This window comes from Lysobacter sp. Soil_C_59 (genome assembly GCF_057656415.1).
On sequence record NZ_JBDGKK010000002.1, the window covers coordinates 583,456 to 600,877 of the forward strand.

Consider the following 17,422-nt stretch of genomic DNA (forward strand, 5'->3'; position numbering starts at 1 on the left):
TGGATCCCGGCTTTCGCCGGGATGACGGTGCGGGCGGTGTCAGGCCTTCGGGCGCGGCGGCGCGGTCGAACCGCGCACCACCAGCTCGGGGCTGAAGCCCTCGTTGGGCAGCGGCCGGCTCGGTGCGTGTTCGCGGATTTCCTGCAGCAGGCGGTGCGCGGCGTGGCGGGCGATTTCCTGCGTGGCCTGCTTGGCGGTGGTCAGCGCCGGCCAGCTCTGCTTGGAGAACGGGCTGTCCTCGAAGCCGGCGATCGACAGGTCGTAGGGCACGTTCATGCCGCTGGACTTGGCCGCCGCCAGCACGCCGGCGGCGATCTCGTCGTTGCTGCCGAAGATCGCGGTCGGCCGGTCGGCCAGCGCGAACAGGCGACGGGCGCCGCGGAAGCCGTCGTCGAAGGAGTAATCGCCCTCGACCACCAGCTCCGGATCGAGGGTGAAGCCGTACTCGTGCAGCGCTTCCTCGTAGCCCTTGTAGCGCTCCCAGGACGAGCCGTGCGACTTGCCGCCCCAGAGGAAACCGATGCGGCTGTGGCCGAGCTGGATCAGGTGCTCGGTGATCTCGTAGGCGGCGTCCTTGTCATCGACGTAGACACAGGCGCTGCCGTCCTGCGGGTCGGCGGCGGCCGAGACGATGCGGACCAGGCGCACGCCGTGGGCGACCAGCTCGGTCACCAGCTCGTTGCGCTCGGACATCGGCGGCGCCAGCACCAGCCCGGCCAGGCGCGAATGCTGGACCAGGTCGATCAGCTCGCTGGCGAGGTTGGGCGAGGACGAATCGCAGGGGTGGATCTGCAGGCCGTAGCCGGTCTCGCGGCAGACCGAAAGCACGCCGTTCTGCACCGCGATGACGTAATAGGGATTGGGGTTGTCGTAGACCAGGCCGAGCGCATAGTTCTGCGCGCTGCGCAGGCTGCGTGCCGACGGGTCGGGCTGGTAGCCCAGGTCGTCGATGGCCCGCTGCACGCGGGCACGGGTGCTCGCCTGCACGCTGGGTTCGTCGTTGATGACGCGCGAGACGGTCTTGAGCGACACCTCGGCGCGCTCTGCGACGTCTTTTATCGTGGGTCTGCGCACCGAAGCCTCGCGTGGTTCCGGCGGATGTTCCGCCGGTGGAACCGCCGCGTCGTGTGACGCGGCGTAAAGACGACTAGCCTAACCACCAGCGCAGGTGATGTGAATCGAATTTCCTGCGTTGCCAACAGCATCCGGTGGCGTGTGGACTGGTCGCACGGATGGTCAGGTGCGCTGCGAAGCCGGCGCGCCGCTGGCAACGGCGGGTGCATGGCCAACGCTGTGGCCACGCAGCGCGAAGTACAGGATGTACAGGTAGCACGGCACCATCAGCAGGACGAACACGAGCTGGAAATCGTGCTGCTGCTTGAAGTGCACGAACAGCTGCGGAATCACCGCGCCGCCGGAGATGCCCATGATCAGCAGCGCAGACCCATATTCGGTGAGCCGGCCCAGGCCCTGGATCGCCAGCGGGAAGATCGCCGGCCACATCATCGCGTTGGCGAATCCCAGCGCGGCGACGAAGCCGACCGAGACGTAGCCGGTGGTGAGGAACGCACCGACGGCCAGCAACACGCCCAGGATCGCCGAGAACGACAGGTAGCGTTCCTGCGAGATGAAGCGCGGGATGGCGACCAGGCCGATCAGGTAGCCCAGCAGCATCCCACCCAGGGTCAGCGAGGTGAAGAACTTGGTCTTGTCCAGCGGCAGGCCGAATCCCTGGCCGTAGGTGCCGATCGCGTCGCCGGCCATCACCTCCACGCCGACGTAGACGAAGATGCACAGCGCCCCCAGCCATACGTGCGGGAACTGGAACAGGCTCTTCTTGCCGCCGTGCCTGCCGTTGTCGCCTTCGGAGTTGACGTCTTCCGGGCGGATTTCCGGCAGCGGCGAAAACAGGATCGCCACCGCCAGCAGGGCCAGCAGGCCGGCCATCAGCATGTAGGGGTCGTGGATGCGGGCGGCGAACTCGTTGAGCAGCTGCTCCTTGGTCGCCGCATCGGCGCCTTCGACCTGTGCGGCCAGGTCGCCCATGCCGTGCATCACCAGCGTGCCGATGACCAGCGGGGCCAGGATGCCGGCGACCTTGTTGCAGATGCCCATCACCGCGATGCGCTGCGCCGCGCCCTCGATCGGGCCGAGGATGCTGATGTAGGGATTGGAGGCGGTCTGCAGGATCGCCAGGCCGGCACCGATGATGAAGATGCCGGTCACCGCGCCGCCGTAGACACGCGCCGTCGTGTACTGGCCGAACACCACCGCGCCGACGGCCATCAGGAACAGGCCCAGTGCCATGCCCTTCTTCATGCCGGTCTTCTTCAGGATCATCGAAGAGGGCAACGCCAGCACGAAGTACGAGATGTAGAAGGCGAACGGAATCAGGAATGCCAGCGTCTCGCTGACGTTGAAGGCCAGCCTGGCAAACGAGATCAGCGGGCCGTTGAGCCAGGTGACAAAGCCAAAGATGAAGAACAGCGCGCCGATGATCGCGATCGAGCCGTAGTGGCTGCGCGAGCCGGTGGCGATGGTGGTGGACATTGGTTCCCCTCCCAAGGAATGCGGTCAATGTCGCACGATGACTCATGCGACATCCGTCGGCCAACGTTGTCACAAGTCGAGACGCCACGCTAGAGGCCCTTTCCTATAAGGGTTTCAGGGTCAGCCCGATACCCAGGGCTTGCTGCGTCGCAGCAAAAATCGCCCCCGCCGACGCCCCGATTCCGGCCTTTCTGACAATTTCGTAACTTTCTGTTGACAACGTTGTCAGTGGCGAGCCAAATTCGGCCCGTGCCGGTGGGGAACCGGCGCCAGCGGAGGGAACATGCAGTGGGATTCGACGGAAACGCCAAGCCAGTCATGCCCTCTCGTGAGCGCGCAGCCCATGCGCGCCGGCCGCGGGTGAGCGCCGTGCCTACGCTCGTGCATCCCGACACCCGCTTCATCGCCGCCGACGTCGGCGGCACCCACACCCGCGTCGGCCTGGTCCGCGCCGGTGGTTCCGATGAATCGCACGTGGTGGTCCTGGCGCACCGCAAGTACGTGTGTGCCGACTACCCGAGCCTGGCCGCGATCCTGGCCGACTTCATTGCCGGCAACAGCGCCTGCGCCGGCATCGACCGGGTCGCCATCGCCAGCGCCGGCGTCGTCCTCGACGACGCGGTCATCAATTCCAACCTGCCATGGCGCATTTCGCTGTCGCAGCTGCGCAGCGAGCTGCACCTGAGCGAGTTGCAGTACATCAACGACTTCCAGGCCGCCGCGCATGCCGCGCAGTGCATGGATCCGGGCGACTCGCTGCTGCTCACCCCGGGCGTCAGCGACGCCGCCGCCGGCCCGGTGCTGGTGGTGGGCCCGGGCACGGGTCTTGGCGCAGCAATCCGCATCCCGCATCGCGGTGGCACCGTGGTGCTGCCGACCGAAGCCGGCCACACGGCGTTTGCCCCGGGCAACGCGCGCGAAGCGGCGATGCTCGACTGGGCGCGCCAGCGCGGCCAGACGCACGTGCCGACCGAACGATTCGTCTCCGGCCCCGGCCTGGTGCACCTGTACGAGGCGATCTGCGCCATCGACGGCATCGAGCCGAGCCTGCGCGCCCCGGCCGCGATCACGGAAGCCGCCCGCCAGGGCGACGTGCCCGCACGCGAGGCCGTGATGACCTTCTGTGCCCTGCTGGGCAGCGTGATCGGCGACCTGATCACCGTCAGCAGCGCCAAGGCGGTGTTCATCGCCGGCGGCATCCTGCCGCGGCTGAAGGACTTCCTGCCGCAGAGCCAGTTCCATGCTCGCCTGCTCGACAAGGGCGTGATGCACGCCGCGCTCGAGCGCGTGCCGGTGCGGCTGATCGACAACGAGCGCCTGGGCGTCATCGGCGCGGCCAGCTGGTATCTCGAGCACGCCTCGCAGCAGGCAGGCGAATGAACCAGGCACGAAGCAGCAGTTTCAGGACAACGGAACCGCGTCGCGGCACACGCCGGGCGCGGACCAGAAAACTGGCTCCGTAACGCCGACGCAAGAATCGGCATCGCGGAGTCGCACACAGCCCGTGGGAGGGAGAGCAATGAAACTTCGCAAGTCAATGCTATCGGTGAGTATCGTCGCGGCGCTCGGCTTTGCCGGCACCGCCATGGCGCAGGACACGGCCGCACCGGCCGCCGCCTCGTCGCAGGAAGCCAAGGACCTGGACACCGTCGTCGTCCGTGGTATCCGCGGCGCCATCGAGCAATCGCTGGAAACCAAGCGCGGTGAAGTGACGCGTGTCGAAGTGGTCACCGCCGAGGACATCGGCAAGATGCCCGACAAGAACGTGGCCGACTCGCTGGCCCGCGTCCCCGGCGTCACCATCAGCGCGGCGAGCGCCAACGAAGGTGCCTTCGACGAGAACGACCGCGTCAGCATGCGCGGCACCAGCCCCAGCCTGACCCAGACCCTGATCGACGGCCACAACATCGGCACCGGCGACTGGTTCGTGCTCAACCAGACCGGCACCGTGGGCCGCAGCGTCAGCTACTCGCTGCTGCCGGCCGAACTGGTCGACAAGGTCATCGTGCGCAAGTCGTCCGAGGCCAAGCTGGTCGAAGGCGGCGCCGTCGGCAACATCGACATCCAGACGCGCGACCCGCTCAACTTCGAAGATGGCTTCAGCATCTTCGGTTCGGTCGGCGCGGTGTACGCCGAACAGCCGGACAAGATCGATCCGCAGATCTCGGTGCTGGGCAACTGGAAGAACGACGACGGCAGCTTCGGCCTGACCGTGCAGGCCTTCAGCGAAGAGCGCCACCTGCGCCGCGACGGCCAGGAAGTCCTCGGCTACGAGCAGATCGCCGCGGGTTCCGCGATCGCGCAGAGCAACCCGGACCTGGCAGGCGTCTTCTACCCGACGTCGATCGGTTCGGCCCTGTTCGAGCAGGAGCGCAAGCGCACCGGCGGCATGATCGCCGCGCAGTTCAAGCCGACCGACACCCTCGAGTTCGGCGCGAAGTACTTCCGCTCCGACCTGGAAGCGCACAACTACAACCGCAACTACCTGGTGTGGGGTGCGCGCATCCTTGGCCAGGGCGCAGGCCAGGCGCCGGATCCGGGCTACATCGTGCGTGACAACACGCTCGTGCAGGCCAACTTCACCGCCGACCCGACCCGCCAGTACGGCATCTACGACGAGATCTCGCGTCCGGGCGACGAGTCCAGCACCGAGTTCTTCGCCGTGGACGGCAGCTGGGACGTCAGCGAAAGCCTGCGTTTCAGCGCACAGGCCGGCACCTCGGAAGGCCGTGGCAAGACCCCGACGCAGGACGTGGCCGAATGGGACACGGGCCTGGGCACGGGTGGTGGCTGGCAGCTCAACGGTGTCGGCGCGGCCAACTGGAACCTGGGTTCGGCCAACACGGCCCAGCCGGGCACGCCGCTGGTGGACTACAAGCTCGACTGGATCTTCGGCTTCCAGGACATCGACGTGGTCGATGAGGAAGACTGGGGCCAGATCGATGGCCAGTGGTTCCTCGACAACAAGTCGCCGCTCGATTCGCTCGAGTTCGGTGTGCGCACCGCCAAGCACGAACGCAACCTGGACCAGGTCACCGCCCAGGGCCCGGCCTGCCTCGTCAACGGCGCGGTCGACCCGTCGTGCCCCCCGGGCTCGCAGTCGCCGTTCGACGCCGCCAACTTCCCGCAGGGTTTCCGCAACTATCCGGGCGACTTCGCCAACGGCATCAGCGGCAACTTCCCGCGTGACATCTGGTACCACACGCCCGAGCAGCTGGCCGAGTTCAACCGCTTCACCAACCGCGACAAGGCCGCCCGCTTCTTCTTCGCCGGTGCCTACGGTCTCGAGGAGCGCAGCTCGGCGGCCTACCTGCAGCTGAACTTCTCCGGCGACAACTGGACCGCCAACGTCGGCATGCGTTACGTGGAGACCGAAGAAAAGGTCACCAACTACGTCAACGCGAGCGCTACCGATCCGGCTGCCATCACCACGTCGCTCTTCGGCCCGTACAAGACCGTGCTGACCGAAAACACGTACAAGGACTGGCTGCCGAGCGGCAACCTGAAGATCGATCTCAACGACACGATGGTGCTGCGTTTCGCCGCATCGCGCACGCTGACCCGTCCGGACTTCTCGGCACTGGCCGGTTCGGTCAGCCTGATCCCGCCGGCAGTGGTCGGTGGCGTGGGCAGCGGCTCGGGCGGCAACCCGAACCTGGCGCCGATCACCTCGAACAACCTCGATGGCACGTTCGAGTGGTACTACGCCGATCAGGCGCTGGCGTCGGTCAGTGTGTTCAGCATGGACATCGGCAACTACGTCTCGCTTGACCGCAGCCGCCAGCAGTACCTCACCATCGACCAGCTGCATCCGGCCCCGGGCGCGATGGTGGATTACGACCTCACGGTCCCGGTCAATTCGAATGCCGAAGTCAACGGCGTCGAGCTGGCCTGGGAAGGCCCGATCGTCGAGAACTTCGGTGCCTTCGCCAACTACACCTACGCTGAAGGCAGCACCGATGACGGTCAGCCGATGGTCGGCCTGTCCGAGAACACCTACAACGTCGGCCTGTGGTTCGAAAACCAGACGTTCAACGCCCGCGTGAACTACACCTACCGCTCGGAGTTCTTCAGCGGCCTGGATCGCGCCTCGGCATTCTGGCAGGACGAAGTTGACTCGGTGTCGGCGTCGTTCGGCTGGAAGATCAACGACAACTACTCGCTGAGCCTGGACGCGCTGAACCTCAACAACCCCAAGACCAAGTACTACGCCGAATCGAAGGAGCGCCCGCGCTCGGTCTACGAGAACGGCCGCCAGTACTACCTGAACTTCCGCTTCAAGTTCTAAGGTTCCCGCGAGGGAATCGCTTCAACGAGCGGGCCCGGTCACACCGGGCCCGCTTGCTATGCGACAGTCACCGGCGACACGCATGCATCCGTGCCGCCCGCAGATGAGAAGAGGGATTGATGAAACTGCATCCAGTTCTGACCGCAGTAGCCGGCGTGACCATGGTCATCGGGTTGTCGGCCTGCAAACGCGACGCGAACGCGCCTGAAGGCCCGGCCACCGCCACCAGCGCCAAGCCCGTCACCTCCGCCGCAGCGACGCCGGTCATTCCGCGCCCGGCCAAGGTGGAACTGGGGCAGGGCCGCTTCGTCCTCGATCCCGATGTGCGCATCTCGGTGGTCGGCGGCAACGCAGAAGCCACCCGCATCGCCAATGATTTCGCCGCACGCCTGCAGAAGTCGCGCGGCTTTGCCCCTGCCGTCGGCACCGATGCCGCGAAGATCACCTTCCAGCTCGATCCCAAGGCACCGCTGTCCAGCGACGAGGCCTACACGCTAGACGTCACCACCAATGGCGTGAAGCTCACCGCCCGTGCGCCGGCCGGCCTGTTCTACGGCGCGGTCACGCTGTGGCAGCTGGCCACCGCCGATGGCGCGCAGGGCACCGCGGCCATCCATGCCCAGCACATCGAAGACGCGCCGCGCTTCCAGTGGCGCGGCATGATGCTCGATGTCGCCCGCCACTTCCGCACCGTCGACGAAGTGAAGGCGCTGCTCGACCAGCTGGCGCTGCACAAGATCAACACCTTCCACTGGCATCTCACCGATGACCAGGGCTGGCGCATCGAGATCAAGCAGTACCCGAAGCTGACCGAAGTGGGCGGCTGCCGCATCCCGGCCGGTGCCGCCGGACGCGATGCCAAGGGCGGACCCAAGCCTTACTGCGGCTTCTACACCCAGGACCAGATCCGCGAGGTGGTGAAGTACGCCGCCGATCGTCACATCACCATCGTTCCGGAGTTCGACCTGCCCGGCCACGCCCAGGCCGCCATCGCCGCGTATCCCGAACTCGGCGTGACCGGCAAGGCGCCGCCGGTGTCGCCCGACTGGGGCGTGCACACCTGGCTGTTCAACACCGAAGACGGCACCTTCACCTTCCTCGAGAACGTGCTCGACGAGATGATGGCGTTGTTCCCGGGCAAGTACATCCACCTCGGCGGCGACGAGGCCGCCAAGGACCAGTGGCAGCAGTCCGCCGCGGTGCAGGCCAAGATCCGCGAACTCAAGCTCAAGGATGAAATGCAGCTGCAGAGCTGGTTCATGGGGCGCCTTGGCAACTACATCGAAACCCACGGCCGCCGCCTGATCGGCTGGGACGAAATCCTCGAAGGCGGTCCGCCGGCCGACGCCACCGTGATGTCGTGGCGCGGCACCGACGGTGCCATTGAAGCGGCGCGCGCCGGTCACGACGTGGTGCTGGCACCGGCGCCGGACCTCTACCTCGACCATCTCCAGAGCGACCTGCCGGACGAGAACCCGGGTCGCCTCGACGTGTTCGCGCTGAAGCAGTACTACAGCTACAACGTGGTGCCGCCGCAGCTCAATCCGGAGCAGGCCAAGCACGTGCTCGGCGCGCAGGCCAACCTGTGGACCGAGCACCAGCGCACCAACGAGCGCATGCAGCGCGCGTCGTTCCCGCGCGTGGCGGCATTGGCCGAGAACGTGTGGACGCCCGACAACCGCCGCGACTGGCAGGACTTCCTGCAGCGCATGGTGCCGGACATGGCGCGCTATCGCGCCAGTGGCTTCCAGGCCTCCGACAGCGCCTTTGCCGTGCACTTCGTCGCGGCCCCGGCCGCCGACGGAAAGGGCACGCTGACGCTGTCGAACCAGAGCCAGTTCGGTGAGATCCGCTACACCACCGACGGCAGCGAACCGACGGCGTCGTCGCCGGCGTACGGCCAGCCGCTGACCGTGGCCCTGCCGACGACCGTCACCGCCAACGTCTTCGCCGATGGCGTCGCCCTGGCCGCGCCGCGCAAGTTCGCCGTCGACCTGCGCAGCCTGCGCGCGCGCGGCAGCCATGCCCTGCAGTCGTGCAAGAAGGGCCTGGCGCTGCGCATGGAAGACGACGCGCCGGCCGCCGGCGAGGGCAGCGAACGCGCCCTGCTGCTGGCCGACGTGTTCGACCCGTGCTGGGTCTACGACGACGCCGACCTCGACGGCATGACCCATCTGGAAGTACGGGTTGGTCAGTTGCCGCACAACTTCCAGCTGTGGCGCGACGCCAAGCTGGTGGTCACCCGTCCGGCCACGATCCCCGGCGGCGCCCTGGAAGTGCGACTGGACGGTTGCGAGGGCAAGCCGGTGGCGACGCTGCCGCTGGCCCCGGCGCGCACGTCCGACGGGCTGACCACGCTGCAGGCGACGCTCCCGGCCACCACCGGCAAGCACGACCTGTGCTTCATCTTCGCCTCGGGCGAGTACAACCCGATGTGGGTCGTGGACGAGGTCGCGCTGCTGCCCTGAGGCCCGCCAGCTTTGCCAGTGCTGCCCTCCGGCTTGCCGGGGGGCGGCCAAACGGCGCGACCGCACGCGCCGAGCGTGACGCGGCGCGCCAAATGCAGGTTAGGATTGGCCCGTTACAGGGGACCCCACACATGCTTGCTCGCAGCCTACTCATGACGGCCTTGTTGGCCGCCACCGGCGCCGTGTCGGCGCAAACCTTGCCCAAGCCGGCCGAGTTCTACTTCGCCGCCGATGCCAATACCGTCAAACCGGTGATCGCCGTGCGCGAAACCGGCGACGTGGCGATGGAAAAACTCGCCAAGACCGTCGAGCGCAACCCGCGCGCCAAGGCCGAGGTCGCACAACTTGCGCACCTGGCAATGGACGCCGGCCGCGCCGACCTTGGTCGCCAGCTCTATGCACGCGCGCTGCGGCAGATCGATCGCAGCGACGGCATGTGGCGAGCGGTGGTCTGGAACTACGGCTGGGACCTGTATCGCACCGGCGACAGCGAAGGGGCGTTCGCGCAGTGGCGCGCGTTGCTGGAAGCGCGCAGCGTAACCGCCTCGTGGATTCCGCCGACGTTCGCCATCGCGCTGTGGTCGCTGGGCCGCAAGGACGAAGCCGTGCAGTGGTATGCCGCGGCGGTACGCACCGAGCCGCAGCAGTGGAACACGGCGAGCCAGTTCGCGCGCCTGTTGCCGGAGTGGCGCGACGACGAGCGCGCGACGCTGGCCGAAGTGCAGGCCGCCTGGGCCGCCAACCCGCCGACGTGGCCTTGATGGCCTGACCTCGCGCGCGGGGTCATCGCCTTCCTTCGACTTCGCTGCGCTACGCTCAGGACGAACGGTGCCTGCCGGGACCGTTCGTCCGGAGCTTAGCGGCGTAGCCGCGAAGTCGAAGGAAGCGACGCCCCATCCGGCCCCGTATCGCCCGCGAACGGGCAAACCGGCACGGTACCCAGCCCCGCGGCCCGCGTTAGGATGCGTTTTTCCCATGCGGATCACCCGGCATGCGTCTGCTGTTCACCGCTGTCCTCCTGAGCCTCCCTCTTTCCGCCATGTGCGCCGACCGCATCACCGGCAAGCCCTTCGCAACGCGCAGCGAGGTCTACGCCCCGCATGCGATCGCCGCGACCTCGCATCCGCTGGCCACGCAGATCGCGCTGGACGTGATGAAGAACGGTGGCAGCGCGGTCGATGCGGCGATCGCCGCCAATGCCGCGCTGGGACTGATGGAGCCGACCGGCAGTGGCGTCGGCGGTGACCTGTTCGCGATCGTCTGGGATCCCAGGACGAAGAAGCTGTACGGCTACAACGGATCGGGCCGTTCGCCCAAGTCGCTGACCCTGGCCGAGTTCCAGCGTCGTGGCCTGACCGACATCCCTCCGCATGGCCCGCTGCCGGTGACGGTGCCCGGCGCGGTCGATGCCTGGTTCGCGCTGCACGGCCGCTTCGGCCGCAAGCCGATCGCCGACGACCTCGCGCCGGTCATCCGCTACGCCCGCGAAGGCCACCCGGTGCACGAAGTGATTGCCTACTACTGGGGCCGCAGCGTGCCGACGCTGTCGAAGTTCCCGGGCTTCACCGAGCAGTTCACCGTTGACGGAAAGCGTGGCCCGCAGACCGGCGAGATGTGGCGCAACCCGAACCTGGCCAACACCCTGGAGAAGATCGCCAAGGGCGGCCGCGATGCGTTCTACAAGGGCGACATCGCCCGCACCATCGACGCCTATTTCAAGGCCAACGGCGGCTTCCTCAGCTACGACGACATGGCCTCGCACCAGGGCGAATGGGTCGAGCCGGTCAGCACCGACTACCGTGGCTACGACGTGTGGGAGCTGCCGCCCAACGGCCAGGGCATCGCGGCGCTGCAGATCCTCAACCTGCTCGAGCCCTATGACATGAAGTCGTATGGCTTCGGCAGCCCCGAGCACGTGCACCTGTTCGCCGAGGCCAAGAAGCTCGCCTTCGCCGATCGCGCGCGCTGGTATGCCGATCCCGCTTTCGTCGGGGCGTCCGCCGGATCGACGGTGAAGAAGCTGATCTCCAAGGACTACGCCGCCCAGCGCCGCAAGCTGATCTCGATGGACAAGGCGCTCAAGGAAGTGCAGCCGGCCACGCCGAAGGAACTCGACGAGGGCGACACCATCTACATGACCGTGGCCGATGCCGACGGCATGATGGTGTCGCTGATCCAGTCCAACTACCGCGGCATGGGCAGCGGCATGGCACCGCCGGGACTGGGCTTCATCTTCCAGGACCGCGGCGAGCAGTTCGTGCTCAAGGAAGGCCACCCCAATTCGTTCGAGCCGGGCAAGCGTCCGTTCCACACCATCATTCCGGCGTTCGTGACCAAGGGCGGCAAGCCGTGGCTCAGCTTCGGCGTGATGGGCGGCGCGATGCAGCCCCAGGGCCACGTGCAGATCCTGCTCAACCTGATCGACTTCGGCATGAACCTGCAGGAAGCCGGCGACGCGCCGCGCATCCAGCACGACGGCAGTACCGAGCCGGCCGGGCAGGCGACGGTGATGAGCGACGGCGGCGAGCTCGACCTGGAAACCGGCTATTCCTACGAGACCGTGCGTGCACTGATGCGCAAGGGTCACTCGGTGCGTTTCGCCGACGGCCCGTACGGCGGCTACCAGGCCATCATGGTCAATCCCAACGGCGGCTACGTCGGCGCCAGCGAATCGCGCAAGGACGGCCAGGCGGCAGGCTACTGACATGCAATCTCCCGAGGTGACGGCGCTGCTGCGTCGCGCCTGGGCGGCGCTGCAACAGGGCCAGCCGGTCGCGGCCCGCGCCGATTGCGAAGCGGCCCTGCAGCGGGCGCCGGAGTCGTTCGACGCGTGGCGCCTGTATGCCGTGGTTCTGCAGGCGCAGGGCGATACCGGCCGCTGCCGTGGCGCGCTCGAACGCGCGCTGGCGCTGCGTCCCGGCGACGGCGGTACCGCCCTCGACCTGGGTACGTTGTGGCTGCAGTCCGGCGACGGCGCCACCGCGCTGCCGTTGCTGGCAACGGCCATGCGCGCCCTGCCGCAGGAACCGCGCGCGGCATTCCGCTACGGCACGGCGGCTTTCCTGTGCGGAGATTTCGCGGCCGCTGCCTCCGGTTTCGAAGCCGCGACCCGGCTCGACCCGCAGTGGACCCAGGCCTGGAACAACCTCGCCGCAGCGCGCGGACGGTTGCAGCAATACCCGTCGGCGATCACGGCTGCCCGCAATGCGCTGCGACTGGATCCCGATGCCGCCAGCTCGCACCAGGCCCTGGCTTCGCTGCTGTCGAACCTGTTCGACCGCCCCTCGCTGGAGGAAGGCCAGCGCTGCGCGCTGCGCGCGCTGCAGCTCGATCCGTCATTGGCCGAGGCGCACCGCAACGCCGCCATCGTTCTGCGCAAGCTCGGCGAGCCGGCGCGCGCGGAAGCGCACGCGCGACAGGCGCTGCAGCGGGCGCCGCGCGACATCGACACCATCGATACGCTGGGCGAGCAACTTCTGCTCAACGGCGACACCGCCGGTGCCGTGACGACCTACGCCCAGGCGATCGCCGCCGGCGTGCGCTCGCCGGTCCTGCAGCGCCAGCACGGCATCGCCCTGCTCCAGGACGGGCAGCCCGACGCTGCCAGCCAGGCCCTGTCGCAGGTGTTGCAGGCGCAGCCCGACGACCAGCGCGCGATTGCCCACCTGGGCGTGGCGATGGCCGCGCAGGGCCAGGCCGAAGCCGCCGGGCGGTGGCTTGGCCTGCACCGGCACGTGCATGCGATCGAGCTGCTGCCGCCTGATGCCTATATCGATCACGCGGCATTCCATGCCGCGCTCGCCGCCGACATCCGCCGCCACAGCCAGCAACGCTGGGAACCGGCCGGACTGGCGGCGCGCAATGCCTACCTCAGCGGCGACCTGCTTGCCGACCGCACCTCCGCGATCGTCGGTTTCGAGGAGCGGTTGCGCGCGGCCATCGATGCGTTCCTGCAGCGCAGCCGCGCCCAGGCGGCCATGGCCGGTGGCGACGCCGATGTCTTCCTGCGCAACGTGCCGGGCAACTACCGCCTGCACGTCTGGGCGACCCAGGCCGCCGAACGCGGCTACATCGATACCCACATCCACGAGGACTCGTGGTTGTCGGGCGCCTATTACGTGGAATTGCCGCCGGCGATCCGCGCCGATGACCGCAGCCATGCCGGCTGGATCGAATTCGGCCGTCCCTTCGCCAGCCTGCCGCAGTGGCCAGAGGCTGCACTGCGCCAGGTCTGTCCGCGCACCGGGACGCTGCTGCTGTTCCCGTCCTACATGTTCCATCGGACCTTGCCGTACACCGGCAGCGGCGAACGCATCAGCATTTCCTTCGACCTGGCCGCCACCTGAGGGCGGCCTGGTCCGATCACCGGCGCGTCAGTCCGCCTGCACCGTCCGCCCGTTAGCCCATTCGCGCAGCGACTGCACCTGCTCGGCCATCAGCACCGACAGCGGCCGGGTCTGCTTGAGCTCGGCGCGCAGGGTGAAGTCGTTCAGCGGCGCTTGCGCCGCATGCGCCGAGTACAGGGCGGCGACGATGGCCTGCTCGATCTCGGCGCCGGAAAAGCCGTCGCTGGCCGCGACCAGCGACGCCATCTCGAAGCTGGACGGATCCAGCGCGCGCCGGCGCAGGTGCAGGCCGAACAGCTGCTCGCGCGCGCTCGCGTCGGGCAGGTCGACGAAGAAGATCTCGTCGAAACGACCCTTGCGCAGCAGCTCTGGCGGCAGTGCGTCGATCTGGTTGGCCGTGGCGACCAGGAACACCCGCGACTTGCGCTCGGCCATCCAGGTCAACAGGTAGCCCAGCACGCGGCGCGAGACGCCACCGTCGCTGTCGCCACCGTCGCCAGCCAGGCCCTTCTCGATTTCGTCGATCCACAGCACGCACGGCTCAAGCTGCTCGGCCGAGGACAGTGCCGCGCGCAGGTTCTTCTCGGTCTCGCCATGGAACTTGTCGTAGAGCGTGCCGAAGTCCAGTCGCACCAGTGGCACGCCAAAACCGGCGGCGACGGCCTTGGCCAGCATCGACTTGCCGCAACCCTGCACACCCAGCAACAGCACGCCCTTGGGCGGGTCGAGCCCGGGCGGCGCCTCGCCGCTGGTGAACACGCCGCGACGCTGCTCGATCCAGCGCTTGAAGCGGCGCGCACCGGCGACCTCTTCCATGCGCGCGCTGTCGTATTCGTAGTGCAGGTGGCCGCTGCGGTTGAGCAGCTCGAACTTGAGCTTGGCCAGCTGCGGCAGGTCGCCCGGGCCGAGCGCGCCGTCGTCGTGGAGCAGGTGGCGGGTGATGCGGCGCGCATCGATCGGGTCGAGGCCGCGCAGGTTGCGCACGATCTGTTTCACCGCCTCGGCGTCGGCCTCGACGCGGCGCCCGCCATGCTCCCGGGCATAGGCCTCGGCCTCCTCGCGCACCAGCTTGAGCAGGGCATTGGCATCGGGCAGGCGCGGCGTGAAGCGCACGGCCAGCGCATCCAGTTCCGGCGGCAGTTCGACCTTGTGGCCGACCAGCACCAGCACGTGCGGCTGGCAGTCGCGGCGCTGGATGATGTCGCGCAGCAGGCGCTGGGTGCTGGCGTAGCCCAGGTAGGGATGGATATCCAGCAACAGATAGATGCCGCGCTGGGTGGCATCGCGGATCGCATGCAGCGTGGTGGAGGCATCCGGCGCCACTTCCGGCGGATCTTCCTTGTCCAGGTCGATCCGGCGCAGGCCCTCGGTGATCGACCAGCGGTGCAGCGCGCGCCACACCTGCATCAGTGCTTGCCGGAACAGTTCGACCACGCGCGCCTCGTCGCGGGTCTCGATGACGATCAGGGGAGTGTTTGCGCGGATAAGCGCGGTCAGGTCCTGCAGTTCGCTCATCGCGTGTGGCTTTCCGGGGCTTCCGTGTCGGTGATTGATGATAGCGGCAGCACTGGCGGATTTCCGGACACGAGCGTCGCCGCGAAGCGCCGAAGTACCATGACCGTTCCCTCGCACGGACCCGAACATGGCCTTCGACGCCTTCGCCCTGATCCTGGCGATGCTGGTGCTGGGCTATGTCTTCCAGCGCCTGCGCGCGTTGCCGGCCGATGCCGGGCGGACCCTGAACCTGGTGGTGCTGTACGTCTGCCTGCCGGCTGCGGTGCTGCGCTACGCCCCGCGCCTGCAGCTGGAGCCGGCGCTGCTCGCGGTTGCCGCGGTGCCGTGGCTGCTGCTCGGTGCCACCGTGCTGGTGGTGGGCCTGATGTCGCGATGGCTCCGGCTGCGCCGTGACGAGCATGCCGTGCTGCTGCTCACCGTCGCCCTGGGCAATACCAGCTTCCTCGGCTATCCGCTGACGCGCGCGCTGATCGGCGAACACGCGCTGCCGTACGCGGTGGTCTACGACCAGTTCGGCGTGTTCCTGATGCTGTCGACCTTCGGCCTGTGGGTGCTGGCGCACTACGGCGGCGAACACGCGCCCACAGCTCGCGACATGGCGCTGCGGGTGTTGAAGTTCCCGCCGCTGTGGGCGCTGCTGGTCGGCTTCACCGTCATGCCCGAGCATCCGCCGGGCTGGATCGAAGGCGGCCTGCAACGGCTGTCCGAAGCGCTGTTGCCGCTGGCGATGCTGACGATAGGACTGTCGGTGCGGCTGACCCTGCCGCGCGACGAGCTCAAGCCGCTGGCCGCGGGGCTGGTGCTCAAGCTGGCGCTGATGCCGGCACTGGCGGCGCTGCTGGTGCCGCTGCTCGGGCTGCAGGGAGAAATGGCGCGCGCCACCGTGCTCGAGTCGGCGATGCCGCCGATGGTTACCGCCGGCGCGCTCGCCATCGGCCACGGGCTGGCGCCGCGCCTGGCCGCGGCGATGGTCGGTTACGGTGTCCTCCTGTCGCTGCTGACGCTGCCGTTGTGGGCGCAATGGGGAACCTGAGGATGCCGGGCCAATCGAACCGTTCGGGATGGGTTGCAGCTGCAATCGCGCTGGCGTGCGTTGCCGGTTGCGCAAGGACAGAGGGCGTGCCGACGGCGCAGGCGGGTGGCTCGCCTGCCACCGCCGCATTCGCGCGTGTGCATGCTTCGCCGCGGCCGGCAGTTGCAGCCACTGCGCTCCCCGTGCCTTCGCCGCCCAGCGCCGCGGAAAATGCCGCACTGGAAAAGTGGAATGCGGAGCTTGGCGCTGCGCTTTCGAAGTGGCTGGCCGCCCTCCCGGGTGACGCCGATTCCGCACTGGCCGAGGCGCTGCTGACGCCGCTGTTGGCGGCCGATGGGAGCACGCCCGAGACCGACGCTGCGCTGGGGGAGGCCGCCCGTTTGCAACCTGACGACCCCGACATCGCCTGGCTCGAAGCAATGCGTTGTCCGCCTGGGTCCACCCTGTGCGATCGCGCGTCGGGCCTGCAACGGCTGATGCGTCTGGATCCCGACAACGCCGCGGTCTGGATGGCCGCCGCCGACCGCGCGTACCAGCAGGGCGACATGGCGGCGTTCGACGAGTACCTGCATCTCGCGGCGCAGGCCAGTCACTACGACAGTCGCCACGGCATGGGCTCGCAGCGCCTTGCCGACCTCCTGGCATCGGCGCCCTTGCCGCCGCGGTCGCAGCAGGCGGAGCGGGCATTGCGTCGGATGGCCGGCCTGGGCCCCGGCCAGGCGCTGTCCGACGCAGACCTGAAGACAGTGCTGGCAGCGATGCACGGTCAAAGCCCGATGGATATGCCTGCGGTGGCGCCGGCGTATCGCCTCTGCCGGCCACCGCTGCCTGCTTCCCGTCGCGGGGACTGCATCGGCGCATCGACGCGCATGGCCGAAGGCGACATCCTCCTGAGCCGCATCATGGGTGCCCACCAGATGGTCAACCTCACAGCAGGGACGCCTGCCAACCGCTATTGGCGCGAACGCCTGCGGCAGGAGAAGTGGCTGCTGGCCTCCACCAGGACATTCCCCGACTGGACCTCGCCGGACTCCCTTCGGGCGGTGTGGCAGCTGGGCGAAGTTCCCGCCCTGCAGGCCTGGCTCAAAGCCAACGACCACGCCATGCCTCCCGGCTGGCTGCCAGACAATCCCCGCGAGCGCGACGTCATCACCCTCGGACCCTCCGGCTGAGCCCGCCATCGCGATGGTCGCGCCACGGCGGCCCGGTGTACGCTGCGCCT

11 protein-coding genes are annotated in these 17,422 nt (G+C 68.1%); 8 read left to right on the forward strand and 3 right to left on the reverse strand.

Features of this window, described 5'->3' with window-relative positions; translation table 11 throughout:
- Positions 1-39: 39 nt before the first annotated feature.
- Positions 40-1,074, reverse strand: coding sequence for a LacI family DNA-binding transcriptional regulator (locus AC3A3Q_RS06110; protein ID WP_200608155.1), 1,035 nt, complete (start codon positions 1,072-1,074; stop codon positions 40-42).
- A gap of 162 nt (positions 1,075-1,236) precedes the next feature.
- Entirely contained in the window at positions 1,237-2,550 is a 1,314-nt protein-coding gene (locus AC3A3Q_RS06115) for a sugar MFS transporter (protein ID WP_487585374.1), read from the reverse strand.
- Positions 2,551-2,919: 369 nt separating this feature from the next.
- Here AC3A3Q_RS06115 and AC3A3Q_RS06120 point away from each other — a divergent pair, with 369 nt between their 5' ends.
- From AC3A3Q_RS06120 to AC3A3Q_RS06145, 6 genes are all read left to right on the forward strand, one after another.
- On the forward strand, positions 2,920-3,930 hold the full coding sequence (locus AC3A3Q_RS06120; RefSeq protein ID WP_487585375.1) for a glucokinase: 1,011 nt from the start codon (positions 2,920-2,922) through the stop codon (positions 3,928-3,930).
- A gap of 139 nt (positions 3,931-4,069) precedes the next feature.
- A complete protein-coding gene (locus AC3A3Q_RS06125) occupies positions 4,070-6,838 on the forward strand; it encodes a TonB-dependent receptor (protein ID WP_487585376.1) in 2,769 nt (922 codons plus the stop codon).
- Between the two features lie 119 nt (positions 6,839-6,957).
- Positions 6,958-9,306 (forward strand): family 20 glycosylhydrolase, encoded by a 2,349-nt coding sequence (locus AC3A3Q_RS06130; protein WP_487585377.1) that lies wholly within the window; start codon positions 6,958-6,960, stop codon positions 9,304-9,306.
- A gap of 152 nt (positions 9,307-9,458) precedes the next feature.
- Positions 9,459-10,067 carry a tetratricopeptide repeat protein gene (locus tag AC3A3Q_RS06135; RefSeq protein ID WP_487585378.1) on the forward strand — a complete coding sequence of 203 codons (609 nt, stop codon included), beginning with the start codon at positions 9,459-9,461 and terminating at the stop codon, positions 10,065-10,067.
- 230 nt (positions 10,068-10,297) lie between these two features.
- Entirely contained in the window at positions 10,298-12,010 is a 1,713-nt protein-coding gene (gene ggt, locus AC3A3Q_RS06140; protein ID WP_487585379.1) for a gamma-glutamyltransferase, read from the forward strand.
- Between the two features lies 1 nt (position 12,011).
- Positions 12,012-13,652: a putative 2OG-Fe(II) oxygenase gene (locus tag AC3A3Q_RS06145; protein WP_487585380.1), complete on the forward strand. Its 1,641-nt coding sequence runs from the start codon at positions 12,012-12,014 to the stop codon at positions 13,650-13,652.
- 27 nt (positions 13,653-13,679) lie between these two features.
- Here AC3A3Q_RS06145 and AC3A3Q_RS06150 read toward each other — a convergent pair whose 3' ends face one another.
- Positions 13,680-15,167 carry an AAA family ATPase gene (locus AC3A3Q_RS06150; RefSeq protein WP_487585381.1) on the reverse strand — a complete coding sequence of 496 codons (1,488 nt, stop codon included), beginning with the start codon at positions 15,165-15,167 and terminating at the stop codon, positions 13,680-13,682.
- A 127-nt stretch (positions 15,168-15,294) separates the two neighbouring features.
- Between AC3A3Q_RS06150 and AC3A3Q_RS06155 the strand changes: the two genes are divergently transcribed.
- Positions 15,295-16,200, forward strand: coding sequence for an AEC family transporter (locus AC3A3Q_RS06155; protein WP_487585382.1), 906 nt, complete (start codon positions 15,295-15,297; stop codon positions 16,198-16,200).
- Between the two features lie 182 nt (positions 16,201-16,382).
- A complete protein-coding gene (locus AC3A3Q_RS06160; RefSeq protein ID WP_487585383.1) occupies positions 16,383-17,372 on the forward strand; it encodes a hypothetical protein in 990 nt (329 codons plus the stop codon).
- Positions 17,373-17,422: the final 50 nt, after the last annotated feature.

Excerpts from the sequence above, each read along its gene's own strand:
- AC3A3Q_RS06130 (WP_487585377.1), top strand. The coding sequence starts at position 6,958 with ATGAAACTGCATCCAGTTCTGACCGCAGTAGCCGGCGTGACCATGGTC.
- ggt (WP_487585379.1), top strand. The coding sequence starts at position 10,298 with ATGCGTCTGCTGTTCACCGCTGTCCTCCTGAGCCTCCCTCTTTCCGCC.
- AC3A3Q_RS06125 (WP_487585376.1), top strand. The coding sequence starts at position 4,070 with ATGAAACTTCGCAAGTCAATGCTATCGGTGAGTATCGTCGCGGCGCTC.
- AC3A3Q_RS06135 (WP_487585378.1), top strand. The coding sequence starts at position 9,459 with ATGACGGCCTTGTTGGCCGCCACCGGCGCCGTGTCGGCGCAAACCTTG.
- AC3A3Q_RS06145 (WP_487585380.1), top strand. The coding sequence starts at position 12,012 with ATGCAATCTCCCGAGGTGACGGCGCTGCTGCGTCGCGCCTGGGCGGCG.
- AC3A3Q_RS06155 (WP_487585382.1), top strand. The coding sequence starts at position 15,295 with ATGGCCTTCGACGCCTTCGCCCTGATCCTGGCGATGCTGGTGCTGGGC.
- AC3A3Q_RS06150 (WP_487585381.1), bottom strand. The coding sequence starts at position 15,167 with ATGAGCGAACTGCAGGACCTGACCGCGCTTATCCGCGCAAACACTCCC.
- AC3A3Q_RS06115 (WP_487585374.1), bottom strand. The coding sequence starts at position 2,550 with ATGTCCACCACCATCGCCACCGGCTCGCGCAGCCACTACGGCTCGATC.